Consider the following 26,315-nt stretch of genomic DNA (forward strand, 5'->3'; position numbering starts at 1 on the left):
TACAATATAGCTCTATAAATTGCATTTTTAAGTTTTATACAGAAGGAATACGTTTATAAATAACTCTGCCTCCAATCGAGCTTGGGATAGCAGCTAAATTCCCACTCTTTATTGCTTCACGGATTTTTAACTCATTCGGATCTTGATTTATTACAAAATTACAAGAAGTTAACTCCTCCGGAAGCTTAGTAGTATTAAATAATTTAGAAAGTTTAAAATCATTACACTTTAGTCCTGAGGCACATTCAAATATCGAATCTCTTTTTTCTGTATCAAACCCAAGACAAAAATTTGCACCCGCTAATTTGACATCAGAAAAAAGCCAAGTGTAATTTTTCTTTCCATCAATAAAATTAGCCTTCCCAAATTTACTAGACTCCAAATTGGCAGCAAGAAAATCTACTCGAGTTAATTTGGCATTAGTAAAATTTGACTGAGTTAAATCGGCATTGGAAAAATGCACATTGCTAAGATTAGAATTTCTAAAATTCGCCTCGGTCAGATCAGCTCCATTAAAATCTATATTTTCTAATATACTGCCCTCAAAATTAACATAAGCTAACTTACCTCTAGATAAGTCCACATTTACCAAATGAATATGCGATAAATCAAGACTATCAGAAGTGGTATGAGGCATGTCATATTCTCCTTCGACTACAAAATTTAAGATTGCTTGAATATCAGTTTGAATCTTTTCATTATATGGCAATCTTTTGTCATTAGAATCAATAGAGCGATGGTTTTTTACATATGATATTAACGTATGAAGGACTGGCCAATAAAAATCTTTATTGGTTCGAGCCAAATTTTCTAAAGCATAGATTCCCCCAACTCTAACTTCTAGCTGAGGTGATGCTAATGTATTTAACATCGCTGCAAACGTTTCATTCTCAAGCTTACTCTCGGTTATCTTCAAATTTAATATGTTGGCTTGAAGACTTTGATTTCCGTTAGTTCTAATTTGCTCTAACTCTTGCCCCCCTAGATAAAAAGTGGCAACTACTCCAAAGGCTTTAAAAAACCGAATGAGTGACTCTCCTTGTTCATTTTCATTGTTAGAACTTATTAGAAATAGCGTTAGGGTGAGAATTCCGACAAACCAGACTAGGGAAAATTTATAATTAGCACTTATTACCTGATACAAAAAAATTAAAAAGCAAAATGTGAAAACAACATAACTCATTGTCTTTAAATTTATTATCTTCTTCATTTCTTATCGCCTACCTTAGCTACAATTACTTGCCATAAATGAGTGCACATGCTATCACATAAAATTTTTACACTAATATGATAACGTTTAAATCCAAATACTGGCTTCCTTTACAAAGACAGGGACAGATCCTTTCATTATCCAAAGAGAACAAGAAAGACATGCTCCATGATTTTTTAAATATAACAATATGATTTTTAAATATATTTAATAAAAACCACTTTCCTTCTCTAATAGCCTCTAATAAGAGGTCAATCTTATTTTAATAACAGCCAAAGTAAACTTAGTTTACAAAAAATTTTATTCAGCATAAGATTAATCGTTACTAACTACCTATACCGTACTTATTAGGATAATGAACTTTCACTTAGGCTAAAGGATGAAAACAAAAATCGAACCACTGTTTTTATATAAAGGCTTAGGCTTTCTTATCGAATTAGAAAACGTAGAAATGATTAAGTTCAATGAAGAATGGCTTCCAAAAATTGATGTCCAATACATTGCTGATGAGTTAATAAAAAAATTAGCAATTCAGGAAGAAAGATTAACTGGCAATCAAGTTAAATTCATTCGCTCTTATTTTTCTATGCCCCTACGAGAATTTGGCAAAACAGTGGTTCATGAATCACATACCGCGGTCAGTAAGTGGGAAAAATGCGGGGATGAGATAACCAGCATGAATGAAAATACCGAACAAGTGTTACGAATTTACATTATCGAACAGACACAGACCAAGACTCAAGCTGAACGAAAGAATTTCTATTTAAACTTTAAAAAAAGCAGAGTATTTGTGAATGCCGAACGCAAAAAGCCCAAGCCGATTCGATTAAATCTTTGCGCATAAACGTTCCCCCGATCTACTCAAAATTTATTTACAATTTATCTTCCATCTCAAAATCAGACAAAGTCTTACCAAATTTAAATAAATGGTAAGACTTTGTCTGATTTTGATTAAATTAAACCCTGACAATTTGTCACAGTTTGAAAATAACTTCATATATATTCAATCAATAACAGGTAGAAAAAACCTTTGACAAACACTCCGATTTAAATAAACATCATCAATAGATAACCATTAAACTAAACTTTCACCACAATTTTTTAACTCCCAAAATCAATGAGCCTAAATCCGTCCAAAACAAGGCCGACCTTAACCCGACACATCAACCCGGCACAAACCCGACATAGGAAGATTCAGTACTAGCAAGGAGAAATAACCTGTCGAATCTAAAAACCAGACAAAGCAAAATTCTCCAGGCCGACCCACCTCATAACTCCAAAATCTGTTTTTTATGTGTTTACGCGCGCGAAGTAAAAAATTTTTAAACAATTTTGAACAAAAATAACCAATTACCAATGCAAAAAACTTCTCAATAAAAAAATAAAAGGTTCATTTAATATCATTTACTATCAAACCTATTTCCCCTATTGACACTCTCCACCAATTTCCTAGAATGAATCAAGTTTAATGCATCTTGGTTATCTAAATGTCATCGATTGATAGCGTTTGATATCAATTGAAATAAAAATAGAAGGTTAAAACAGGAGTAAAAATGGATTTCTTATTCGTCACCACCTACGAACTGGACGCACTCAGTGAAATCCCTCTCATGCAAAGAGTGGTCTATCTCATGGGCATCCGTCCCTACATGGACAGAAAGACATTCATGGTCGGCATTAAACGAAAAATCAGCTACCAATCGCTTAGAGAAACACTTTATGTCGCACCAATCAAAGGCGTAAAAACAGGCTGCCCTAGTCACCAACAAATGAAACGCGTAATTAAATCACTAGCTCGTCAAGGCATTATAGAAATTCGTTCCACAACCAAAAACCTCATTGTGAAATGCCTTCTGGCTAACCCATATGAACCTGTAGATATTGAAACTAAATCTCAGCCTGAAAATAGCTCGCCCACACAAGTAGAACAGAACCAGTCAGCACCACCAGAGAATCTGAAATCAATGAAAACCGGAAAACCAGCCTATTTGTCAAAACCAGATTTCACGCCGAAACCCGGCAATAACCTAAAAGAGCTATACCAAAAATTCGAACAATTCTGGGAAGTCTATCCTCTACCCAGCTATAAAGCTGAAGCATGGAAGCAATTTCAGCAAATTGACCCTGATGAGAACCTTTTTGTACTGATCATGGATAGACTGCAAAAACAGTTAACAGAAGCTAATCAGTCAGGAGCTTACTGGCCTTATCCTGCAAGTTGGTTAGGTCAAAAAAATTGGCTTGGCAATACTCAAAAATAATAAAAGCTGAAAAAAGATAAAAGCAATCTAATAAAGCATTCAATTATCTAAGTACATTAAGTTATTAATATAAACTCATAACTAAAGATAAATATATAGGGTCAAAATAGACCCCACATACTCTAAAATGTATTGTTGTAATTGAATTAGAATTTAGATTTTTCAATGATATAATTTATATCTTTCGATTTATCATTTTGTATTTCTGAAAAAATATTTGATTTTTCTGATTGTTCACAAACATATTTAGTTAATAACAATCGAATAAAAGGTTGATATCCTAGACCACTTTCTTTCGCTAATATTTTTAATTTTTCTATTAAATCTTTTTGTAGTCTAATAGAAATTATTTGCAATCCTAATTTATCATCAAGATTTCTCTCAATTTCATTTGCTGCTTTTTGGACAAACTCCTCTGATGCTCCATAGTCACCATTTTCCCAAGCAGCCTCATATTTTTCATCATGCGTATTGTGCATAAATTCTCACCTCTGTAGGGTTGGGAGCATAAGCTGATTTAATTTCATATCGTCCATCCGGTAACTCAATGTATACTATCTTAAGTTCTCGTCCAACATTCGTACTTGAGATAAACCAATAAGTTGGCGGTGTTGTCTTATGATTAAGTCTAGTATCTATAAGCAAACCTTTTGTCCTGTTTAAGAAACATTCCTCAATTTCATTGACATCAACATTATGCTTGCTTTTTAGCTTGAGCAAAATCCTATTACTAATAATTAAATTATTTAGCTTCACTTTAATTGTAGCTCCTTGTATATACATAAGCAATACAAATAGTGTTATATATTAACAAAATGACATCAAATCGCACATTAATGCGAATTTAACTAATCTGCAATTTAAGGTAACTATATATGAAAATACCTATTATTTCCTCCTTATAATGCCTATTTTCAACATAATAAAACCCTTAAGAATAACTTCTCAACATACAAATGTTTTATTTGTTTAATGACCTAACTTATATTTGAAGGTGGTTTCATTGTGCGTCACTGCATCACTTATGCAGTGACGCAGACAAACTTCCTTAAAATTCAAATTTAAAATCAAACAATTAACAAATAAAATCCAATCCCACACCACAGGATTGAACAAAATATTCCTCTTAAACCTATTGCCCCAAGATCTCACCTTTGCTAAATTTTTCATAAGCATAACTGATGAGCCTGTGCAACTCAGGCGAAACCCTCGGGTCTTATGCTAAGCCATTCTCATCCCTTAACCTGTGGCTGGACGTCTAGTCGGGAATCTGTAGTTCTAGGATAGGCTACCATCGGGTAGATAAGTTAATAATCACTTCTTTATTAACCATGGATCAGCGGCAGCTGCTGTTGGATTGCCGTGCGTTTTTGTATTTAAACAATAAGGAGATAAACCACTAAAAAACCGTTGTACCACAATAATCATTAACCTTGATTTGTCCCACCATTTCGAGCCTTGCAGCGCAAGCTGGATATCCTCTTTGAGTGAATCGCTCGATTAACACTAAACCAAAGACAGGGCAAATAAATTGATTGAATAAAATTATGCGCAAACACTCTTTAAGACAAATAGCAAGCCAGTATCTGGATCATGATAATAGCGGTAGCCCTCGTGGCAAAAAATACCGTCGCTTTGTTATTCTTAGGATGATTGAGGATCTCTTTGTTCTTGGCCTTGCGCCATCCAATTGGCCGGGTTTGACTTCCATCCATTTGCAACACCTGATTCAACATTGGCATAAGAAAAAGGTTAAGCCTTCGACTCTTATGAATTACATGACCATCATCCGCAAATTTCTATGTCATGTGGGTCATAATGTTGAGAAGATTGATAATCTCAGCCTTGGTTTGCAAACTAAAAAAATTAAGAAGAAAACTCGAAAAACTTCTGCTGATTTGCTTGATAAGATCACTGATCCCATTGCCAAAATCCTTTTAGGTTTTCAAATTCATTTTGGCTTGACCTTGAGCGAAGCCATGCGCATTTTGCCAGGAGTACATATCCAAGAGCATGAATTACTACTGACACGAGAAATCACTTTTAACAGCAAGGATAGGAAGATTCCTATTCGCTCCGAAGCCCAAATAAAGCTTATACAGGATTTTAATACATTAACCCAAGGAAACGGATGTCTTATTACCACTCATGGTTATAGAGCTATCTGTTTTAGCTGGCAAAAAGCGATGAAGTCCTCAAAGTTACCCAGTAAGAAATGCTGGCGTTATCTTTATGCCCAACAATTAAGTTCACAACTATCATCTCAAATATCCCATTACCGTTTGTCCTTACTCATCATGGATGAAATGGGTCTGAAATCCCGTACCACACTTTGGAGTTATCTCAATGAGCAATAAACTGCGCAGTGCACTTTACTCGGTACACCAATTAATTAAACAAATGCAGGGTTATTCCTATGCCAGTAAGGCGGATATGAAGCATATGATTAATCGTTGCATGAAAGATCTGCATGAATTGGGTTTTAAAGTTAGCCATTTAAATGGCCTAAAGCCCAAACATATTTATGTGCTTGTTGAACATTGGAAAAAACAAGGCAAGAGTCCAGCAACTATCAAAAATTACATGTCCAAACTGCGTAAACTCGCTTATTTTCTGGATAAGCCTAAACTGGTTAAAACTGGTAATGACTCCTATCAAATTGATAAGCGCACTTATATTCCTACTCAAAATAAAGCCATCCACCATATCGATTTAGACTTATGTACCGATCCGCACATACGCCTTTCACTGGAAGCACAAATGCTTTTTGGTCTACGTAGGGAAGAATCCATGAAATTTGTAGTCAGTGAAGCATGGCATGGTGATTGTTTGCATATCAAACCCAGTTGGACAAAAGGCGGTATCGGTCGATTGCTTAAAATCACCAATGATGAACAAATGAAATGGCTATCAAAAGTCTGGCAACAGATAAGACGTGGTGAGTCCCTAATTCCTACGGAAAGAACTTATAAGCAAAATTTAGGTCATTATCAACAACAAACTAAGTTAATGGGCGTCTGTAAATTGCATGGCCTGCGTCATGCATACGCTCAACGCCGATATACCGAATTGACTAAAGAATTTGATTCTTTAAAAATTGGATTAATCTGTCCTATAGCGGGTGGAAAACCTACAAAAGAACTCAATCATGAAGAGAAGCAAATTGATAGGCGAGCGAGATCCATTATTAGCCGTGAACTTGGTCATTCTCGATTGAACATTACTAAAACTTATCTTGGATAAAGACGCAACGGAATTATCGTTCAAAAATGATAGCCATCAACCGAATTAAAAGGCATTATCATGACTTTTAAACTATCAGCCCATAGTCAATTATGTCATCAACATTTAAAACGAAGCCTGTTAGCCAGGATGAAATGCTTCTATACTGTCTAATAGGAGAAGCTGTATGGATGATTCAACATTTAGAAGATGTACTTAGCCATTCAATCACTTTGAAAAAGCATGTTAAGAAGCCTTATAATTTGCCTTTAGAACAAGGTAATAAGATTTTAGATGAATACCGTTCTTATACTCTCGGAAAAGCTATTAAAATAGTTGATCAAGAGAATATATTTCCCGAATCATTGCAACAAGTTTTAGCCAATTTCTTACCGAAGAGGAATTGGTTGATACATAAATGTATGTATCAAAGCAAAAATGATTTTTCTTCTGCACGTAGCCTGCAAGGTCTCTTCGATAAAATTAAGGGGATTGCCGAAGAGGCTGATCTTATCCTGAATCTTATAGAAGAATATCTTATTGAGTTTTCAGAAATAAATGGCCTGGAAATGTCAGCGGCTCGGGCTATAAGAGCAAAATATTATGAAAATTGTTAATCTAAAAATTTAATAACTAACGCGGATACTGGTTTTAACGAACTAGCTGCATCAACTGATCATAATCATTAATAACATCGTATTTCACTTGATCAGAGGTTAGCTTTTTAAAATACTTACGCGCACATTTAACTTTGTAATCTTCAATACGCCGTAATTCCATGGTATCCAAAGAGCCTTTTGTCTCAGCAATAAAGTATACATGCTTTACCGAACCTTCATTAAATGCTATTGCCCAATCAGGAGTATATTTTCCTACGGGAGTCGGGATGTAAAAATCTCTAGGCAGCTTAGCATAAACAATGACCTCTGCACTTTTATCTAATTCTTTAACGAATTTACGTTCTTGGTCTGAGTCAGTAAAAACATAGTCATAAATATGATGTTTGACTGGTTCAGCCTTGCTTAGATCTTGTCGTATTTTTTTATGAGTAAAAATAGTTGAATCATAGGTTCCTGCTAAAGCGTCATAAGTTAAGTGTTCCACGACAACAGCGGCTTTTTGTTCTTGAATTATCTTTGCTGCCTTTAGAATAAAATCTTCAGGGTTCTGCTGATATTGCTCGAATACAGCTGAATCAATCCCTTGTAAAATATGGGCTATTGTTTTACGTGTTAGATTAGTTTCAGTGGTTAACTTACCAATTAAATCATATTTTACTCCTGATCTATCTACTACCCCATCGTATGGTGTTTCAGTTCGATTTAATTGAAATGCTTTGCCATGAGCAAGATCATCGGTATTGAAATCTTTGTTTTGAATCCCGCGTTCTATAACATAGGATATTTTCGCAACTTTGAGTCCTTCGTTTAAAGCAATAGTACTTTTTTTAATTAATTCATTGCTATTAAATTGTACTGTGTAAATAGCTTTCCTATTTATTTTTTTCCAGAGAGACTGAAACTCTTTCTTGTGGAAGTTTGCATTTAGTTTGTTTAATTTAGATAGACGCTCATCCTCAATTACTGGCTTGATATCGTCACTCAGAATGGTATCTAAAAGCATCCAAATTTGATCTGTATATGGTTTTAATTCCTCAGGTAGCGGAGCAAGCGTGTGTGCGATTTTAGCATTTACATAATTGGGTGTTAGATAATTACTCTCATTTACATATTCGTTCTCAAATAAATAATTCTCCAGTTTCACAGCTAATTGACGATTCATCTCAATAGTACCATCTTCTGTATTCAATTGTTTACCTAAAAAATAGGTCGTATCGGCAACCCTTGGTCTTGAAGCCAACGACTCTCGAATGTCTTTTTGTAAAGCAGTAACAAAATCGGCATAACTTTCATTAGTTACAACCGTTAGTACATTTGTTTCATGTACTGTAGTAGGGTCATCCATGCGCTCACCGTGTTGATTCACGGCCAGCGGCATCCCACGCCCTACTTCTTGGCGACGAGAAATAGAACTGTCGCTATGTTTCAGAGTACAGATGACAAAAACATTGGGGTTATCCCATCCCTCACGTAATGCAGAATGAGAAAAAATAAACCGTACTGGAGACGTTTCAGGGGACAGTGATAATAGTCGCTCTTTATCCTTTAAAATTAAATCGTAAGCATCTACGTCATCAGTTTCACCAGTCTTTTTAAAAAGATGTGGATCAACCAATCGTTGGCTCTTTTTATCTTTAGAAAAATAACCGTTATGCGTTTTAAAGGACTCAATTCGCTCTAAATAATTCTTATAGTCACCATCCACCGTCTGTAAAATTTGATTCAAATATCTATCATATTCTTCTTCAAAGATCTTGGCATATTCACCTCGATCATCTCCATCTGGTGCATCATAGCAACGGTATTTTGCTACCTCATCAATAAAGAACAAAGACAAAACCTTAATTCCTTTGTGGAATAAATCTTGTTCCTTTTCAAAATGTGCTTTAATTGTTTCTTGGATCTGAATGCGTCTTAACACTGATTCGTCTGGATCGCCAATCACCTCGCCTACTTTAATTACTTCTCCATTTGAAAAATGCAGCGTCCGTGTATTAGCATTTATATCCGCAACAAGGAATCCCTTATAAGCATCCATCTTTGATATTTCGAATAAATTGTCATTTTTGCCTATCAATCGATTGAGTCTTTTCAGAGTCTTATGCTTTACTACCATTTCAATTCTTGCAACTGGTGGTTTATCTTGTGAGATATCTATAGATTCAAGATACAGATATGAATTACTACCTCGAATGCCTCTAACTGAAATACCACACACCGAGATTTTTTTAACTAACTTTTTTTGATATGCATCTAACGCATCAAGTCGGTAAATTTTATTATATTCTTTTTTATGAGTTGCCGAATAACGTAAAATCATCAAAGGATTAAAGGTCCTCAAAGATTCAACCGTTTTGTCACCCTCCATTTTCTGAGGCTCATCCAAAATCATAATAGGACGTGTTAATTTAATCACATCAATAGGCTTTCTGGACTGAAATTCATCTAATTCTTCATGAATTCGCCTGGCATCTTTTCCTGTTGCATTGAAAGCGTGCACATTAATGATCATTACACGAATCCCAGCATTAGATGAAAAACTCTCTAAATCAGACAATGTTTTGGAATTATATATAAAAAAATTCACTCTCTTTTGGTAATCCTCCAAAAAATGCTCAGCCGTTATTTCTAGAGATTTAGCTACCCCTTCACGTATCGCTATACTAGGAACTACTATAATAAATTTACTCCATCCATATCTACGATTTAATTCAAAAATGGTTTTTATATAACAATAAGTTTTGCCCGTACCAGTTTCCATTTCAATAACCAAATTCGGTACAAAACCAGTTTGGCTATCCTGCTCTAAACCTTGTGATATTGGTAAATATTGTCTCGATTGAACTGCTTGTATGTTTTTCAACAATTGATTAGAAGTTAGCATTATTTCATGATTACAAAATCCACTCTCATTGAGATTTTTTAATTGTGTTAGTCCATTTGGCTCAATGTAATATTGTGCTTCTCCTATTTAAGGCTGGCCTAAAAAACAATCAGCGATAGAAGTAACTGATTCTGTTTGATAGTCTTGTTTTTTAAATTTTAATTTCATGCAATATCCTTTATTTTAGACACCTCATAAGATTCTAATTTCAGTTTCAGGTGATAAATGTTTAAAGATTTGCTCTACATTAATTTTAAAACTATCAGTTCTAAATCCTCCATCACGAAATACAATTTTTTCAGGTTTATAGGCCGCTAAAGATTTTACCAACTCCTCACTAATGCAAGTTTCTACACAAACTATCAAAGTATTTGTATTTCCTGTTTCTATAAAAAATACTTCCTTGTTATAAATTACCTTTTGCATAATAGGCAAAGTTAAATCTATACCCCAATCAACTAAAACTTGAAATAACAAATCCTCTGGTGTCCTATTTATCTTAATGTTATTAATTTGATCAGATAACTCGCTTTGTGTTAGTTTCATAGGTTGGTGGTAAACTTCTTTTAGATTGGAGTCATTAATTTTTAATGAACGAAAGCCTAAATCAATTAATCTGCCCTTTTTTTTATCTATATATTCGCTTTGAATTATTTTACCAGCAGAGCGTATGCGTTGCCTGCTTATTTCAGCAATATTTGTATACCCTAATTTAAATAAGTCTGATTTCTCATTACATCTTTCAGGAAGTTGAACCATAATAAATTTTCTATTACCACCGTCCTCCATATTTAGCTGCATAACAGCATGTGCGGTTGAGGATGAACCGGCAAAAAAATCAAGAATGATTTCTTCCTCATCTGGATTAGTGCACAGAGTCAACATTCTTTGGATAAATGCTATTGGTTTTTTACCATTAGGGAACTGAATATCTCCTTCCTTAGATACATTATTCCAATTAAAATCATCCCAGAGAGTCCCTATTTTATTTTTTTTTACAATTGTGCCATTTTCTTTCTCGGCAACATCATGAAGCCATGCAATCAAATCTTTATTTTTACCTCTGTAATAAAGTGTTGTCTTAATATTTTTATTCTTGCCACTGATGGGAATATACTCAATACTCTAAAAAGTATTATTTCTATCTGTTGCGTTAATTACTCTCTCTCTGATTGAACTCTGGGCATTTGTATCTCGAAAAATTTTATCGAAATATTTTATATATATATCTTCTTCTGGTAGTCCTTCTTTTTTAGAAAGATCGGAAATGGTAGCAATTTGCACATCATCATGTTTATATATTTTTATAGGTTTTCCAGCCCCATCATAAATCTCCGAAAAAAATTCTTTCTCACCCAACGAGAGCAGGATTCGTGTATATTTCCAACTTTTTTCTTCTTCCTGATACTCTTTGATATAAGAGAATAAATTCTTTTTCTCAAAAACATCATTGAATTTTTCAAATTGCAATTTCGATTTGCAATAGCACAACAAGTATTCAATATTTTTTTTCAACCTAATATCTTCACCTCCGCCACTTGCACCTGCTGTTGGTTTAGATTTAACAGAAATTTGATTAATAAAATTCTCGTTTCCAAATATTTCATCACAAAGGCTTTTTAAATTATTTACCTCATTATCATCTATAGAAATAAAGATCACTCCATCATCTCGAAGTAAATTTCTAGCCAATTTTAAGCGGGGATACATCATACTTAACCAATCAGAATGAAACCTACCATTAGTCTCAGTATTTAATATCATTCGACTTCCAATTTCATTCACTTGGCCCGAGTTCAAGCAATATTCTTTTTCTTTTAAACTAAAATTATCCACATAAACAAAATCTTTGCCTGTATTATATGGTGGATCAATATAGATCATTTTAATTTTACTAATATATGACGCTTGCAATAACTTCAAAGCATCCAGGTTATCGCCCTCAATAAATAAATTCTTAGTATTATCAAAATCTACACTTTCTTCACGGCACGGCCTAAGCGTTTTAGAAGTAGGGATATTTGCAAGAATTAATGCTTCATGCTTGCCAGGCCAATTTAGTTGATAACGTTCTTGAATACCATCAACAATAGGAGATTTTGATAATTCTTGTTTTAATTGATCAAAATCAATAGCGCGAACCACTCCACCATTCTTTTTTGTTTCAGTTATACAGTTAGGGAATATGGCTGCTATTTTCTCAATGTTGTCGTCTGTAATGTCTAGAGTCTGCATCTTCAATTTTTGCACAATTCCCCCTTTTGTTTATACCATAAGCAAAAATTTAATTGTTGCTAACCTATTTCATCCTTTTGTTAAAAATATATCGGCAAAAGAAAAAAGAAATTTAGAAATGGTATAAAAGCTGTTACTAGAGATGTGTAAAGAAGAATAAGCACCCTAACTACCAAAGTACACCCAGAAGTACACCTAGCAGAATTTTTGATTTTTAAGAAGTTTTACTACAAAGATACAACTTACTGATTTAAAAGGGGAATTGATGGTCGGGACGGAAGGATTTGAACCTTCGACCACTAGCACCCCATGCTAGTACGCTACCAGGCTGCGCTACGCCCCGATTGGAAGCGAATAATAACTTGTCTTCGTAGAAATAACAAGAATTAGAGGCTTTCTCAATAAAGATAGTTTATTTCAGGGATTCAAAGTTGTTTTTTCGGGCAGAAATTTAAGGTGTTCAGAGTTCTTTGGGGCCTAAGCTTAAGAAATGTTTGACAAACTCATAGTTTTTCGTTTGTAAATGATTACCACTGCAAACAGGGCTAGCCCATTTATCAGCACAGGGTTTATCCCTAGCGATAGACCACATTGCCAAGCCACCTAATTTCTTAGTCTCAGCAAACTTTCTTAACGTATCGGCGTTTGCCAGAGTGAATTGTTCTGTATTGACGTCATTAACGCCTATCATTGGGGTGATTATGATTTGTTGCCATAATGTTTCCCCTTGCTTTTCGGGGTACATGGTTTGTAGTTGTTCATGTAGCGCGCTTGCAGCTGCAATCGCGTAGCTGGCCATATCGTCGTTATAAGCAGGACCATAATCCATTGCCATAATATTGACTTGATAATTTAGCTTGGCTTTTTTTGCTGCTGCTAAAATTTCTTTCCCTTGAAAAGTTAATCCTTCCGGTAAAGTAGGTAAGGTAAAGCTTAATTGGATTTTTGGATATTTTTGTTGAAACACATTCAATGCTGACATGAGTTTGTTAACATCCGCAGTGCCATTTTCAATATCAAAATCCAAGGTTTTCGCTTGATAAACTGTTACGACTTGCTCAAGTATGCTTACTAATTGTTTCTCATCGCAATTAAAAGAAATATCAGTTCCACTTGCTCCACCAAAAGACACAGCCACATCGACGCCATTTTGTTCTAAGCGATCTGTCAGTCGCTTGCCCCATTGACTATCAAGACTATAATTTGCTTGACCACCCCAGGCAGGCTGACAGCTGCCACCATCGGTAATAAAGGCTAAATGATAGGCTTTGATGCCATTTTCAGTTGCAATTGTAGCGAGATCCATCGGCTCCATGTTTTGGGTTTCAGGTTCCCAATAGGTGTTGATTGTAATATCCGCATAAGGACTGAAAAGAGGTAAAGCCCCTTTGGCATACAAGCTTGTCGTGCAAAAAATACTTAACAACAAGCAGAGACTCTTTCGCATAATTGAGATACCATTCATGAAGTGAGCCAAAATAATACCACAAAACCAAATGTTAAACAATATGGAATTATTAAAAACAAACAGTATCAGCTCATTTAATCATTTCTTAACCTATTAGTAGTAAAATTAAACTATAGAGATTTAGAAATAGGTGTGACCCTCATGAGCAAATATAAACTTCCACCACTAGTCTTATTCGAAAGCCATGCCGATAGATCTGTGGTAGATTTTTTAATTAGAAATCTAGATTACCTAAGGAAAGCAGGCTACAAAAAAATTTGTTTTGAAATACCTCAAACTGAATCGTTAGAGGCAACTATTAAACAAATAGGAGGCTTAATTCCCCGCCAGGCCGATGTAGTTTCCTCATCAAACCCGAATGATCCAAAATTTGCTTCAGAAGTAGAGAAATTGCGTACATTAGGAAACAAACAGTCACTTTTGTTAGAGATTAAAGACAGTGGTCTGGAGTTTTTAGCGATTGATATGTCTATTGAAGAGCAATTGTCGGTAGGGGTAAATTCTCTTAAAAGAAATGATATGCTTTCGAAAGGTGTCATTGCTGCTGCGGCTGAATGTGATGGAGGAGTTATCGTGGTGAGCGGGTTTGGACATTGCATCATGCAGCAAATGATTGCTCACCTTGACAAAGATCATGCCGATCAATATTTGTGGTATCATTTGCATGATCCTACACATGAAACATCAGCTCATCAAGAACTGACCCAGGCTTACACGAAAAAAGGCTATGGCGCTTATTTTCCCCTGGGTGTCTCCATTAAGGATGCCAGTCAGGATGCGGAAAAAATAGACGAGGCAATCAAACAGGACATTAGCAGAAATTGTTACAACTATGTGGAGCAAGAAGTCCAAACGTCCACTGCAAATATCCTGAAAAAGCTAGTTGGCAATTCTGTATCATCGTACTTGCGAACTGATGGTCAATACCATGTTGATGCTATTATTCCTTTACCAAAGCCTAGTATTATTAAACGGGAAGATTTCTTACATAATTTAACTAACACATTAAAAGGCATTCCCTATGAAGTACAGGAATCTAAGGCTATTATTCGCGACATTAATTCAGAACCCGTAGCCGCGCAAATCTCATTATTAAATAAGTTTAATTAATCAAGGGTGCTGAGGAGTAACCTCCTCAGCAATTTCGTCCTCACCATCTGATTCTCCGCTGGTTTGGTACCCAGGTACCCCATCACCCAGCAAATTCACCTCATCGCCACCGCGAAATTGATTTTGATTGAATTCATTGGAAGTGTCCTCCAATTGCAATTCGTCAGGAAAATCCAATTCCGGTTGAATTAAGGTATCAACTGTTTCCTTTTCCAAATTACTCATTTTATCCCCAGCTTTACACCTTTTAATTAATTATAGCTGCAAAACAAAGTTTTCTTTGAGGCCAAGGGATGTAGAAGAACAGTTAAGGGTAGGTAACCCCTAACTGTTTATTTGACTAACCAAAAGCATTAATACCTGTAATATGACGCCCTAAAACTAAGGTATGCACATTATCAGTGCCTTCGTAGGTAAAGACCGATTCCAAATTAAGCACGTGACGAATAATATGATATTCAAGACTAATACCATTACCACCCAATAAATTACGGCACATACGCGCTATATTTAACGCTTCGCGACACGCATTTCCTTTGGCAAGCGAAATCATAACGGGAGTTTCGCGATGTTGATCTTTTAAACGACCAATCTGCAAATTCAGACATTGCGCTTTAATAATTTCCGTATACATCGTGGCTAAATCTTTTTGAATCAATTGAAAAGAAGCCAATGGCTTATCGAATTGTTTGCGCTCGAGTAAATAGTCTCGCGTGATATCAAAACAGGCCATTGCAGCACCCATAGCACCCCAGGCAATACCATAACGAGCTTGACTAAGGCAACTTAAGGCAGCCCCCAAGCCTTTATCACTGGCGGGTAACAGATTTTCGTCGGGAACAAAGACATCTTCCAATACGATTTCCCCTGTAATAGAGGCACGCAATGACATTTTTTGTTTAATTTCAGGGGTACTAAATCCCTTAAAATCTCTTTCAACAATAAAACCACGTATGCCAGCTTCGGTTTTAGCCCACACAATTGCGATATTAGCAATAGGAGCATTTGTAATCCACATCTTGGCCCCATTAAGACGCCAACCACCTTCCACTTTTTTAGCATGGGTGCGCATACTTGCAGGATCAGACCCTGAATCTGGTTCTGTTAAACCAAAGCAACCAATAATTTCACCCGCTGCCATTGCTGGCAAAAAGCGTTTCCGTTGTTCTTCACTGCCAAAACGGAAAATAGGATACATACAAAGCGAGCTTTGTACGGAGACAAAACTACGTAAACCACTATCCCCTCTCTCTAACTCCTGACAGACCAGACCATAAGACACATAAGATGCCTCAGCCCCACCATATTCTGCGGGTAAAGTTAATCCCAATAGTCCCAAATCTGCTGATTTTTTTATTAATTGACGAGGGAATTCACCATGCTCAAAGGCGTCAGCCATTAAGGGTATAACATCTTGATTTACAAAACGCGAAACGCTGTCGCGAATCATGCGCTCATCATCGTGCAATTGTTCATCAAGAAATAACAAGTCGTCCACGTTCCTTCTCCCTTTTTACTGAATGCAAGGCCAAAACGGCTGCAATAATTGAATCTCGGCTGGGTAATAAATACTGCCAAGCGGTACCTAATGGAATAAAACAATCATCACCGGTAATACGCTTAATTTTCAAACGATTAGGCGCATGTTCCATTAAAAAAGTCATTAAACCTTCACTGACTGAACCACTTCGGCGCCCTTCATCAACAATTAAAACGCGCTTCGCTTTTGCAACTTCACGAATAATTGCCTCTGTTGGTAATGGACTCAGCCAGCGTAAATCGACGAGTTTTACATCAATATTATGTTGTTCTTTTAAAACTTTAGCCGCTTGTCGTGATAAATAATATCCGTTGGCATAACTTAAAATAACTGTATCACCCTCACCATGAACGCCCACTTCACCGACATCAATAGTCTTATCAATCGAGGGATATTCAAATAGCCAACCATTATCACCAGTGTCATGTAGGTCTTTTGTCATGTAGAGAGCTATAGGTTCCAAAAAGACAATGACGCGACCTTCTTGATGCGCTAACTTCATGCAAGTACGAAGCATCATTGCAGCATCAGGTCCATTCGACGGGCAAGCCACTAATACACCAGGTAAATCGCGAAGAACAGCAATCGAGTTATCATTGTGAAAATGGCCACCAAACCCTTTTTGATAGGCCAACGATGCAATCCGAATAACCATCGGATTTTGATATTGCCCATTGGAGAAAAACGATAAGGTTGCGGCTTCACCACGTAATTGATCTTCTGCATTGTGCAAATAAGCTAAGAACTGAATCTCAGGGACTGGTAAGAAACCATTATGGGACAAACCGATAGCCGTACCTAAAATCGTTGTTTCATCCAGTAGAGAATCAAAGACTCGTCGTTGGCCAAAACGTGACTGCAGATCAGCGGTAACACGATAGACGCCTCCCTTCTTGCCAACATCTTCTCCAAATACCACCATATTGGGGTATTGCATTAGCAAATCGGTTAAAGCGAAATTGATATTCTGGCAAAGATTGCGTTTCATCCCCAACTGATTATAACTGTTTCCAAAAACTTGTTTACGTCTGGCTTCATCAGGCGGTAAATAAGCACGTTTGTTGCGTGTTTTAGGGACTATTGATGACATCACTTCTTTGGCGCTAGTCATTTTGGGCAAATGAATGGCTTCCATCGCCTTCGCCTCAATCAGCGCTCGGTTATCCTGATATAAATCAACCATTGACTTTAAACTCATCCATCCTTCACGATGAAGAATCTCTGCCGTATATAGTAATGGATCATTTGACTCTCTTTGCTCAATTTCACTCTGGGTATTGTATTGGGATTCAATGTCAGACCCAGCATGCCCCAATAAACGTACACACTTCATGTGTAAGAACACGGGTTGTTTTTTGACTCTGGCAATATATTGAGCCTGCTCCGCTTTTTGATAAATGTCGGCAATGTTTAGACCATCGCAACTTAGATAGTGCAGTCCGGGGCGCTGTTTTATCGAGGTTTCTATCCAGGTTTGTGGGGTGGGGACTGAAATGCCAATGCCATTGTCCTCACAAATAAAGACTAAGGGTAAGGGATAGGGTTGCGTTGCAATCCAGGAACATGCGTTTAACGTGGTTTGTGCACTGGCATGATTGGTTGATGCATCCCCAAAAGAACATAAAATAACCGCATCAACAGGAAGTTTGCTATTGATGGCTAATTCCTTAGCTCGCGTAATCGACAAAGCAGCCCCTAGCGCTTTTGGCAAATGAGACGCAATGGTTGAAGTTTGTGGAGGGATGGTTAAAGGCACACTGCCAAATACCTTGTGACGCCCCCCAGCAATAGGATCCTCAGCCGCGGCAACTAAAGATAACAGAATATCTCTAACACCATCAGTACTTGCCACTTGTTTTGCCCGCTGCAGGTAAAAAGCGCCGCTGCGATAATGCAAAAAAGCCATATCGCTGGCTCTGAAAATCTTGCCGAATACAGCATTCCCTTCATGACCGCTACTGCCGATGGTGTAATAAGACAAGCCTTTTTCTTTCAATTGACGGGCAATAAGGTCTAGCAGACGTGATTTGATCTGTGAATCGAATAATTCTATTGCAGTTTTTTTATCCATACCTACATCTGCAGGCAAGGTTGAACTTCTGATGGTGGGAAAATTACCTTCTTTTACACGGTTAATAAATTGTTCATCGACTACGCTGGCTCTATCTAGCATCATTACACCCTGTCTTAGTATCACTTCATCAGGTTTGTTCACCTAATAACAGTGTTTCTTTCTCACCCCGAATGCAGGGATGATATCCTTTAATCTGAAGCGTGAACGAACTTCAGTGAGTCCTTCTCGCTTATGACCCGAACCTGTCGTTTCTGTGGCTAAATATCAAGAGTTCGATATCTTCGCCGATACAGTGGGCATCAGTATAGTGAAATGCCTTAATAAATGACAAGCAAATTAACTCAAAGGACGAAATATGGCTATTGATATGCCAAACAACATGCCCATGGTAAGGCTTGAGCCCATGCAAGAGTTAAAGCTTACTAAAGCATCCACAGAGCTCTATGTAGGACAAATCTTAAAAACTGTGGTTGTAAAGGCATTGAGTGAAAATCAGGTCCTGATTAATATTAATGGTCAAAATATCAATGCGCGCACCTCACACCATATAGACCCAGGCGAATTGTTACAAGTTAAAGTGGTTAAAACTGAGGGGGAAACCATACTGCAAATTTTGCGTAGTCCCCCGCAATTAAACTTGCTTAACACAGCACTGATGCATACTCTACCTCAGCAAGCATCGCCTACTTACTTTTTGGCAAGTTTGGCAGGTCTTGCCTCTGCATCTAATCTGCCGCCAGCAATTAACCAGCAAATCCAGCATTTGCTCGCTTCAATTTCCTCATTAAGTCAATTACCACAACATCTTTCTCAAGCGATAAGCTACAGCGGCATCTTTTGGGAAAATGCCTTGGTTAATTGGCGTAAAACAAGTTCCCAGGAATTTTTGACCAGAGACTTTAAAGGACAATGCTTAAAATTATTTGAATTAATTAACGGACAACTTGCTGTAATTCCTCGCCTGCCAGCAAAAGCAAACTACTATGAACCCGATGCATTCCCATTGCCAAGCATCATTCCACAACCACAACGGAATTTATCGCCAATTTCTTATTCCGGACAAACTGTTGAACATATTTTATCCGTATTAAGAGAGCAAACAGGGCAGACCTTGGCTCGCGTTGAAACAAACCAGTTGCTGCATTTACTTAATCCTAAAGGAGAACCATACAGTTTAGTGCTGGAATTGCCTGTACATACCCTGAAAGGTTTAGAAGTTATCCCTCTAAAGATTGAGGAACAACGCAAAAAAAGCGCGTTGACGGCAAGCCAGTCGAACTGGTCTATTAGTTTTGCCATTCATCTGAGCAATCTTGGGGATATACAAGCTAAGATTAAATTAAACGAGACAGCCCTTGATATTCAAATCAACGCAGAGAAAAAAGAAACTGTTACTTATCTAGCAGAACAACAACCGGTCTTCGCTAACTTGCTAGAACCTTTAGGATTATCTTTGAATTTATGGAATGTTGATTTTGGTTTACTTACTGAGGAAGTTGATATTAGTAATCTTCATTTATTGGACATAAAAATATGAAGAAAGACAAGACTAAAGCTGTAGCCTTACATTATGATGGTAAATCAGCACCTAAAGTAACCGCAAAAGGCGAAGGGTTCATTGCCGAGCAAATTATTAAAATTGCAAAAGAACATGGCATTCCCCTGCAGCAAGACACAAAACTAACAGAGCTTTTGGCTCAGGTAGAATTAAATAAAGAAATTCCACGAAGTCTCTATGTTGCTGTCGCCCAGTTATTAGCTTTTCTTTGTTATATCAATGAGAAGACCCCTCAGGATTATCAGTAACTGGCAAAATATGAGCAAATATTCTACAATTTATCTACCGAAGCCGACTTGAGGTCAATTATGAAACGGATAGCATTAGTACCTATGTCAGTCATTTTGACAGCTTGTGGTTACACCAATACTGACGTGGTGGAGTATCGACAAGTCAGTGTTGCCCCGGTTGTTACAACCCGCGTTGTGACGACTCCTGTTGTGACAAAACGTTGCTGTACCTCTGTTATAACGACGCCAAGGAGATGTTGTCCTACTGCGACTACAGCTGTTGTTACTACACCTAGCTGTTGTGGTAGTGTTGTTGGCACTCCTATAGTTACGACACCTGTTGTGTATGATTCAGTAAATATTGTTGATACTGAACCAGTTGATGTAACAACTACAAGCGTAGAGTATTACTAGAAAGTAGCTCGCAACATCAAGATTGCCGGAAAGGGATCTTGATGAGCGATGCCTGGAGCATAGAGTAAATTAGTGTGCTACAGGTTGAACTTGTAGTGCGACTTTTTCGGCAAATAATTGTTTGTAAGTGTCTGCCAACTTGGGTTTCTCTGTATGCGCTTGCATTACTGCGCTATGCTTTTGAGATAATCGGTCTAAATAACCTGTTTCAGCATAATTGGTATTGTACTCATTGACTACACCTGGATTATCTAAATTCCCCGTTGCCTGAACCTTCGAGGATGCTCCCTGATCTTCCATACTTATTGCAGCGATAGCACCCTGCAAATTATGCTTATTATAGGCTTTATCCAACTTTTCTTGCACAATAGCTAGAGGCTCTCGCCCAGAAACATAGTTAGTTAATGCGTCAATCACTGCTTTTTTCTCAACCGACAAACTATCAAGAGGTTCAGAATCAATACTTCTTAAAAGTCCTACTCTTCCGGCTACAGCCTGTGCGCGTTCATTAGCGCTTTTACAACCTGCAAGTGAAGCTGTTTCAATATACACAGACAGTGCTTGTGCCAACATCCCAAATTGTTTACGTTGATGCTCATTGTTTGTCATCATTTTAAATAAAGCTTGCACCGTTAATGAATGCAAATCAGCAGCTGGAATCATGGGGCCTGAGTTTTGCCATTTCGCTTTTTTAGCAACCAAATCTTCCATGGTGAGCTTACCTTCCATAGAATCTTTAAAATAATGATCCCCATCTCTTGCTTGGGGTAAAAACCGTAAATAACGAGCATGGGCCGATTCAAACGTTGAGGCAATACTTTGACGTAATTCCGGTGAAAACGCTGCGGCATGAATATTTAAAGTGGCTAGTAATGCCATGTCTGTCATTACGGCAGCTTCACGCGTAGCTCCATCAAACGCTGTATAGCTGAGTTCATTCGTGTGCTGGTTAACAGGAATATTTTGCACATAAATCAATGCTGTTGTTTCACCATTTTCTACCTGTCTTGAATTATATAAATGTGAACCTTTTAGAATACGTGCTGCACTTGCGCGTTGTCTGTTAGACCCTTCGAAAAAGGATCGATCGTAGGCTTTGGTATGCAGTGAGGTTAACAAATTATAAATGACAGGCCCATTGTATGCTTTATCCCTTCTGGATAATACTCCATGAGCATAAGCAAGTTTATCAGCCACATCGTTTACCGCTGCTTGATGAGATCCTTCTTTAATAGCGATAGAAGGTACTCGCCCCTCGATTGTTCGATTTTCATAAGCAGTGACAACACTACCCTCCAGATTAGGATTATTAGGGTCATAATGACAACGTGCAATAACCCGCAATGCTAACTCATTCGCACCTAGCCTTTTATCGTGTGCTGTTTTCTCTGTAGCGCTGATATGGATAGCGCTTTTATTATCACTATCCGTTCTTAAATAATCCAAACCAGTTGCAGTTGATCCGGTAAAGGCATGTTTATCCAAATTTCTCGCAAGTTGATCACTTAAATCCGCAAATTGCTGAACATCATGGAGAGATGATTGGATTGCAGCGACTAATTTTTCGCGTGATAGTGCGGCAAGCTCAGCTCGAGCTTCATCCATCCTTTTATTAAGGTCAACATAATTAATGACATTCCCGTGACTCACGCCTTTTAAAATCGCGGCAAATTTTTGCAAAACCATCGTATTAATATCCAACATTAACTCATCACGTTGGATGGCCGTAAGCAAGTCTGGTTTTGCCGCTTTCTCAAGGGCTCGCAGGGCCAACGAGATATGCATCATCATTTCTTCTTGCAAGGCAATGACACTTGTTCTTTGTGAAGACATAAAATAAGTATCTAAAAGTTCCCCCATATCATTGTCGACATCAACTCTGCTTTTAAACTTTCCTTTAAGCTCAGGATCATGCGCAATGTCTAAATTACACAGTGTTTTTGCGGTTAAACTTGTTCCTAAAAGGGTGCTTAAATCTTGTTCTTCGCCTTCTCCTACCCCTGTAATTAGCCGATAAATCTCTTTATAGTTATCCTCAGTTAACTGCACTGAAATTATAATGTGGCCTTGAGGGTCGAAAATAAGTTTTCCATCCTCAGCCGCTCTCGCAAGTTGGAACGCTTTTTTAATGAGATAATCTTGATAAACTGCTTCGGCTCTTTTTTGCAGTTTGGCTAAGGCAACATTGGAGAACTGAGCCATCGCCTCGTAATTGTGAACGAGTGTGCCAATTTTACGATTAATAATCGAGTTATTGACTTGTTCAGGATGCAAAAGTACGTGTTCAATTTTTGTTTGCAGATTCGGCATTATCTGGGTATTGAAGTACTCCTCTTTGCGTTGTTCAAACTCCACCTGTCCCTCATAATCGTACAGATGCAGTTCATCTTCGCGAGGAGAAAGTAAATTTGTTTTAATAAAAGCAATCTCTTCAATATTTCTCGCCATATTGGCCAGTTTATAGAGCTCTAGCATTAATTCAGCAGCTCGCGAGTTATATTTGCCATTCCAATTAGCAAATAAAGTGTTTTTATTAACGCCTTGCATGTGTTTGTTGAGCAAGGTAACCGTTAAACCATGCTGGTTGATATCGGCTATTAATCCGCGGAAAAAACGGCTCTTGTACTCATTCGGTCCGTCGGAGAGGTATTTTTTTATTTTAGTATTAGCGATGTCTCCTTGATGAAGAGCTATTAAATTATCTTTATCCTGGATTAATTGATTGGAGAGCGTACTTTTAAGATGAACAAATAACTCATGCTTCTGAGCACCTTCTACAGCAGCTGCTTTTCTTTCCGCTGAGCTAAAAAGTAGAGTCAACAAAGGGGCCCTGCCTTCCTCATCCAATGTATTCAAAAGAGGATCAGCATTAATTAAGTTATCTATAGCATCTTGGGTATCCACACCAAGGAAACCTTTCACTTGCCTTTGTAGTTGTCGAGGTAGCTCAAAAAATCGCTCAGGATACACGCGTAGTAATGCCGCAGCCAATTGCGGATGTGAATTGCTGACGGCTTGATAGAGTTGAGGATTGTCATCAACAATTTCAACTATTTTTTGAGCAAATGCCAGAGCTTGATCAGTTTGAGTAAAATAGTATTCATAAAGCTCGTGGAGCATCATGGGGAGATAATCAGGCGTATTATCTAACAGTTTTGTTAGATGCTCTTCAAGCTTGGGATATTCTTCACCATAGTATCTCGTCAAACTTTGAACTAAAGAAAGTCCTTGATAAGGAACCCCATCTACTTTTAATAATTCTTTTAACTCATGCTCTAATTTTGCTTTGGCAACTTGAGATATACGATTTTTTTGCCAGTAGTGATAAGGATATTCAGACAGTATTTTTTGATTTTCAGGAGAAAGACCTTCTGCGACAAGTTCTGCTAAAGAAATATCGTCTAAAGGCACACCTAAGATGCGATAAAGATCGCTAATAAATCTAGCTGCTTGCGAATTCGGTGAACTGCTCTTCTTTCGACCCAACCAAAACAATGATTTACGCTGCAGGGAGGTTAAGGCCGCTAATTTCTCGGTTAAAGCAGAGATAGTAAGCTTCTGTTGACGCATTAATTCAACAATATCGCGGAAGAAGCTAATTTTTTGTGCATCTTCTGCCGAACTTCCCTTATGGACAATATAGGTTTCCAAATCAGAAAGAAGAGACATGGATATTACCTAAAAAAGACAACTTATTACTATAAAGTATAGAACTTAGCTTAAGAGAGTATTATTGGAGCACTTTTTTGGTGTAAATTTACACTCTTGTTACACCCTAAGTTGCGTGAAATTATCCTTTTTATTGTATGAATAACTCAGTATCATGAAATCATTTTCTCACAATGTTTTATGATGAAACGATATTCTCCACTCTTGTTATCTTTTTTCGCTGTGCAAAGCGCTTACGCCTTGCCAAAAGGATTTGTCTATCTTAATCAAGTTGCCCCACAAGTTATTGAAGAACTACGCTATGGGACTAAAGAAAATTTTATGGGACGACCAGTTCCTGGTTATTTAGCAAATCGTTGCATTTTAACTTTACCCGCTGCTCAACAATTAGCCAAAGCAGAAAAGGCAGCCCTGGCCATGGGATATACCTTTAAGGTTTATGATTGCTACCGCCCACAAAAAGCAGTCAATGCATTTTATACGTGGAGCCAAGATTCAGGCGACCAAAAAATGAAATCCAGTTATTATCCGCGTGAGGACAAAGAAACCCTTTTTGATAAAGGCTATATTGCAAAAGCATCGGGACATAGCCGTGGTAGTACAGTTGACCTCACTCTCGTTAAATTAGGCGCAAAAAGCTCATCCTCAGGGACTCCCACAGCTTGTTATGGAAAGGATTACAATAACGATAATTCCCTCAATACTGGGACTCGCTTTGATTGCTTTGATGTCAGCGCCCACGTTGATTACCAAAATCTAACATCCACGCAAAAAACAAATCGGCATTTGCTGCAAAGCTTAATGCTACGTTTTGGCTTCAAACCTTACAAGGAGGAATGGTGGCACTTCACGCTAAAAAATGAACCTTACCCAAAGACTTATTTTAATTTTGCGGTGAAGTAATTCGCTTGATTAGCCTCTATAATTAACCTACTTTTATGGAAGAAGATTAAACCCTGGCTCGAGAGAAATACGATGAAATTACCCCTATGGTTTAAGATTTATCGCTCTAGTCTATCTATTACTAGCTATGCCTTACCTAATGTGGCGGGGGTTCTCAGTGCAAAACATTTTTTAACCCCGACAAGACACGCACGACCTCATTGGGAAAAGAATCTTATTAATACTGGAGAAGAAAAATTTCTCGCCTGCCAGGTTAAGTCGTGGTCCTGGGGAAGGGGACCTAAAATTTTATTAGTCCATGGCTGGGATGGGCGAGGCAGTCAGCTCGGTTTTTTCGTTGAGCCTCTTGTTTCCGCAGGGTTTCAAGTGATAGCCATTGACGGACCAGCACATGGGGATTCCCCTGGTAAAAGAACCAATCTAGGTGAGTTTTCCCGAACTTTGCTAGCTATTCAGCAAGAACTAGGAGAATTTTACGGAATAATAGCTCATTCTTTTGGCTGTCCAGTTTCTATGTTAGCTGTTGATAGAGGATTTGCCGTTGATAAACTTGTTTTGATTGCTTCCCCTTGCAATTTACAGGGCATCTTTGATCATTTTACCGCCTTCATGAAGCTCTCTTCTGCATCACGACATCATTTTCAGTCCTACATTGAAAAAGAGGCTGCACTTAAAGTGAATGATGTCAATTTAAATGAAATTATTTGTCGCATTCAAAAACCTATCCTCATTGTTCATGATAAGCAAGATACAGAAGTCTCTTACAAAGAAGCCTTAAAACTGACGGAAACCTTAGACGCTTACGAATCTTTTTTTACAGAAGGTTTAGGGCATCGACGAATATTAAAATCCGAACAAGTACTCAATAAAATAGTCGATTTTTGTGCCCAACCTACTCATCAGCCTTAAAATTGCAG

General features: G+C 37.5%; 22 protein-coding genes and 1 tRNA gene. 11 read left to right on the forward strand and 12 right to left on the reverse strand.

Annotated elements, in window-relative coordinates; translation table 11 throughout:
• Nucleotides 1-34: 34 nt before the first annotated feature.
• Entirely contained in the window at nucleotides 35-1,210 is a 1,176-nt protein-coding gene (locus LHA_RS16225) for a pentapeptide repeat-containing protein (RefSeq protein ID WP_052673728.1), read from the reverse strand.
• A 379-nt stretch (nucleotides 1,211-1,589) separates the two neighbouring features.
• On the opposite strand from LHA_RS16225, the gene LHA_RS13265 reads away from it, so the two are divergent.
• Nucleotides 1,590-2,054, forward strand: coding sequence for a hypothetical protein (locus LHA_RS13265; RefSeq protein WP_045106964.1), 465 nt, complete (start codon nucleotides 1,590-1,592; stop codon nucleotides 2,052-2,054).
• Nucleotides 2,055-2,763: 709 nt separating this feature from the next.
• Nucleotides 2,764-3,471 carry a hypothetical protein gene (locus tag LHA_RS13270; protein ID WP_045106965.1) on the forward strand — a complete coding sequence of 236 codons (708 nt, stop codon included), beginning with the start codon at nucleotides 2,764-2,766 and terminating at the stop codon, nucleotides 3,469-3,471.
• A 146-nt stretch (nucleotides 3,472-3,617) separates the two neighbouring features.
• Here LHA_RS13270 and LHA_RS13275 read toward each other — a convergent pair whose 3' ends face one another.
• Nucleotides 3,618-3,950: a CopG family antitoxin gene (locus tag LHA_RS13275; RefSeq protein WP_045106966.1), complete on the reverse strand. Its 333-nt coding sequence runs from the start codon at nucleotides 3,948-3,950 to the stop codon at nucleotides 3,618-3,620.
• Nucleotides 3,934-4,227, reverse strand: coding sequence for a hypothetical protein (locus LHA_RS13280; RefSeq protein ID WP_197541144.1), 294 nt, complete (start codon nucleotides 4,225-4,227; stop codon nucleotides 3,934-3,936). The genes LHA_RS13275 and LHA_RS13280 overlap by 17 nt, the downstream gene beginning before the upstream one ends.
• A gap of 791 nt (nucleotides 4,228-5,018) precedes the next feature.
• Between LHA_RS13280 and LHA_RS13285 the strand changes: the two genes are divergently transcribed.
• From LHA_RS13285 to LHA_RS13295, 3 genes are all read left to right on the forward strand, one after another.
• Nucleotides 5,019-5,828, forward strand: coding sequence for a phage integrase N-terminal domain-containing protein (locus LHA_RS13285; RefSeq protein WP_045106968.1), 810 nt, complete (start codon nucleotides 5,019-5,021; stop codon nucleotides 5,826-5,828).
• Nucleotides 5,818-6,714: a phage integrase N-terminal domain-containing protein gene (locus LHA_RS13290; protein WP_045106969.1), complete on the forward strand. Its 897-nt coding sequence runs from the start codon at nucleotides 5,818-5,820 to the stop codon at nucleotides 6,712-6,714. Before LHA_RS13285 ends, LHA_RS13290 begins: the two co-directional genes overlap by 11 nt.
• Before the next feature lie 92 nt (nucleotides 6,715-6,806).
• Nucleotides 6,807-7,310 (forward strand): hypothetical protein, encoded by a 504-nt coding sequence (locus LHA_RS13295; RefSeq protein WP_231861930.1) that lies wholly within the window; start codon nucleotides 6,807-6,809, stop codon nucleotides 7,308-7,310.
• Nucleotides 7,311-7,344: 34 nt separating this feature from the next.
• Here LHA_RS13295 and LHA_RS13300 read toward each other — a convergent pair whose 3' ends face one another.
• The 5 genes from LHA_RS13300 to LHA_RS13315 form a co-directional block, all read right to left on the reverse strand.
• Nucleotides 7,345-10,176 (reverse strand): type III restriction-modification system endonuclease, encoded by a 2,832-nt coding sequence (locus tag LHA_RS13300; RefSeq protein WP_231861931.1) that lies wholly within the window; start codon nucleotides 10,174-10,176, stop codon nucleotides 7,345-7,347.
• Between the two features lie 213 nt (nucleotides 10,177-10,389).
• Nucleotides 10,390-11,244, reverse strand: coding sequence for a DNA methyltransferase (locus LHA_RS16230; RefSeq protein WP_052673729.1), 855 nt, complete (start codon nucleotides 11,242-11,244; stop codon nucleotides 10,390-10,392).
• Between the two features lie 78 nt (nucleotides 11,245-11,322).
• Complete coding sequence (locus LHA_RS16675) at nucleotides 11,323-12,447, reverse strand: site-specific DNA-methyltransferase (protein WP_052673730.1); 1,125 nt, start codon at nucleotides 12,445-12,447, stop codon at nucleotides 11,323-11,325.
• 251 nt (nucleotides 12,448-12,698) lie between these two features.
• Nucleotides 12,699-12,775 (reverse strand) — tRNA-Pro (locus LHA_RS13310).
• 117 nt (nucleotides 12,776-12,892) lie between these two features.
• Complete coding sequence (locus tag LHA_RS13315) at nucleotides 12,893-13,897, reverse strand: chitinase (protein WP_231861932.1); 1,005 nt, start codon at nucleotides 13,895-13,897, stop codon at nucleotides 12,893-12,895.
• A gap of 144 nt (nucleotides 13,898-14,041) precedes the next feature.
• Here LHA_RS13315 and LHA_RS13320 point away from each other — a divergent pair, with 144 nt between their 5' ends.
• Nucleotides 14,042-15,010: a hypothetical protein gene (locus LHA_RS13320; RefSeq protein ID WP_045106971.1), complete on the forward strand. Its 969-nt coding sequence runs from the start codon at nucleotides 14,042-14,044 to the stop codon at nucleotides 15,008-15,010.
• Here LHA_RS13320 and LHA_RS13325 read toward each other — a convergent pair whose 3' ends face one another.
• The 3 genes from LHA_RS13325 to LHA_RS13335 all read right to left on the reverse strand — a co-directional run bounded on the left by LHA_RS13325 (nucleotide 15,011) and on the right by LHA_RS13335 (nucleotide 18,723).
• The gene (locus LHA_RS13325) at nucleotides 15,011-15,235 is read right to left on the reverse strand and encodes a hypothetical protein (protein ID WP_045106972.1); all 225 of its coding nucleotides are present in this window, start codon (nucleotides 15,233-15,235) and stop codon (nucleotides 15,011-15,013) included.
• 115 nt (nucleotides 15,236-15,350) lie between these two features.
• The gene (locus tag LHA_RS13330) at nucleotides 15,351-16,508 is read right to left on the reverse strand and encodes an acyl-CoA dehydrogenase family protein (RefSeq protein WP_045106973.1); all 1,158 of its coding nucleotides are present in this window, start codon (nucleotides 16,506-16,508) and stop codon (nucleotides 15,351-15,353) included.
• Entirely contained in the window at nucleotides 16,486-18,723 is a 2,238-nt protein-coding gene (locus LHA_RS13335; protein ID WP_045106974.1) for a thiamine pyrophosphate-dependent enzyme, read from the reverse strand. The genes LHA_RS13330 and LHA_RS13335 overlap by 23 nt, the downstream gene beginning before the upstream one ends.
• A 256-nt stretch (nucleotides 18,724-18,979) precedes the next feature.
• Here LHA_RS13335 and fliK point away from each other — a divergent pair, with 256 nt between their 5' ends.
• Genes fliK through LHA_RS17000 form a run of 3 tightly spaced genes read left to right on the forward strand, consistent with a single transcriptional unit; the run spans nucleotide 18,980 to nucleotide 20,826 of the window.
• Nucleotides 18,980-20,161, forward strand: coding sequence for a flagellar hook-length control protein FliK (fliK, locus tag LHA_RS13340; protein ID WP_045106975.1), 1,182 nt, complete (start codon nucleotides 18,980-18,982; stop codon nucleotides 20,159-20,161).
• Nucleotides 20,158-20,430, forward strand: coding sequence for an EscU/YscU/HrcU family type III secretion system export apparatus switch protein (locus LHA_RS13345; protein ID WP_045106976.1), 273 nt, complete (start codon nucleotides 20,158-20,160; stop codon nucleotides 20,428-20,430). The genes fliK and LHA_RS13345 overlap by 4 nt, the downstream gene beginning before the upstream one ends.
• Nucleotides 20,431-20,490: 60 nt before the next feature.
• Entirely contained in the window at nucleotides 20,491-20,826 is a 336-nt protein-coding gene (locus LHA_RS17000; protein ID WP_147292366.1) for a hypothetical protein, read from the forward strand.
• A gap of 69 nt (nucleotides 20,827-20,895) precedes the next feature.
• Here the strand turns inward: LHA_RS17000 and LHA_RS13350 are convergent, their stop codons facing one another.
• Complete coding sequence (locus tag LHA_RS13350) at nucleotides 20,896-24,495, reverse strand: hypothetical protein (RefSeq protein WP_045106977.1); 3,600 nt, start codon at nucleotides 24,493-24,495, stop codon at nucleotides 20,896-20,898.
• Nucleotides 24,496-24,675: 180 nt separating this feature from the next.
• Between LHA_RS13350 and LHA_RS13355 the strand changes: the two genes are divergently transcribed.
• Together LHA_RS13355 and LHA_RS13360 are read left to right on the forward strand one after the other, a co-directional pair.
• Nucleotides 24,676-25,398, forward strand: a complete 723-nt coding sequence (locus LHA_RS13355) for a M15 family metallopeptidase (protein WP_231861933.1) — start codon at nucleotides 24,676-24,678, stop codon at nucleotides 25,396-25,398.
• Between the two features lie 72 nt (nucleotides 25,399-25,470).
• Nucleotides 25,471-26,307, forward strand: coding sequence for an alpha/beta hydrolase (locus LHA_RS13360; protein ID WP_045106979.1), 837 nt, complete (start codon nucleotides 25,471-25,473; stop codon nucleotides 26,305-26,307).
• The last annotated feature ends 8 nt before the right edge of the window (nucleotides 26,308-26,315 follow it).

Source organism: Legionella hackeliae (genome assembly GCF_000953655.1).
Classification (GTDB): domain Bacteria; phylum Pseudomonadota; class Gammaproteobacteria; order Legionellales; family Legionellaceae; genus Tatlockia; species Tatlockia hackeliae.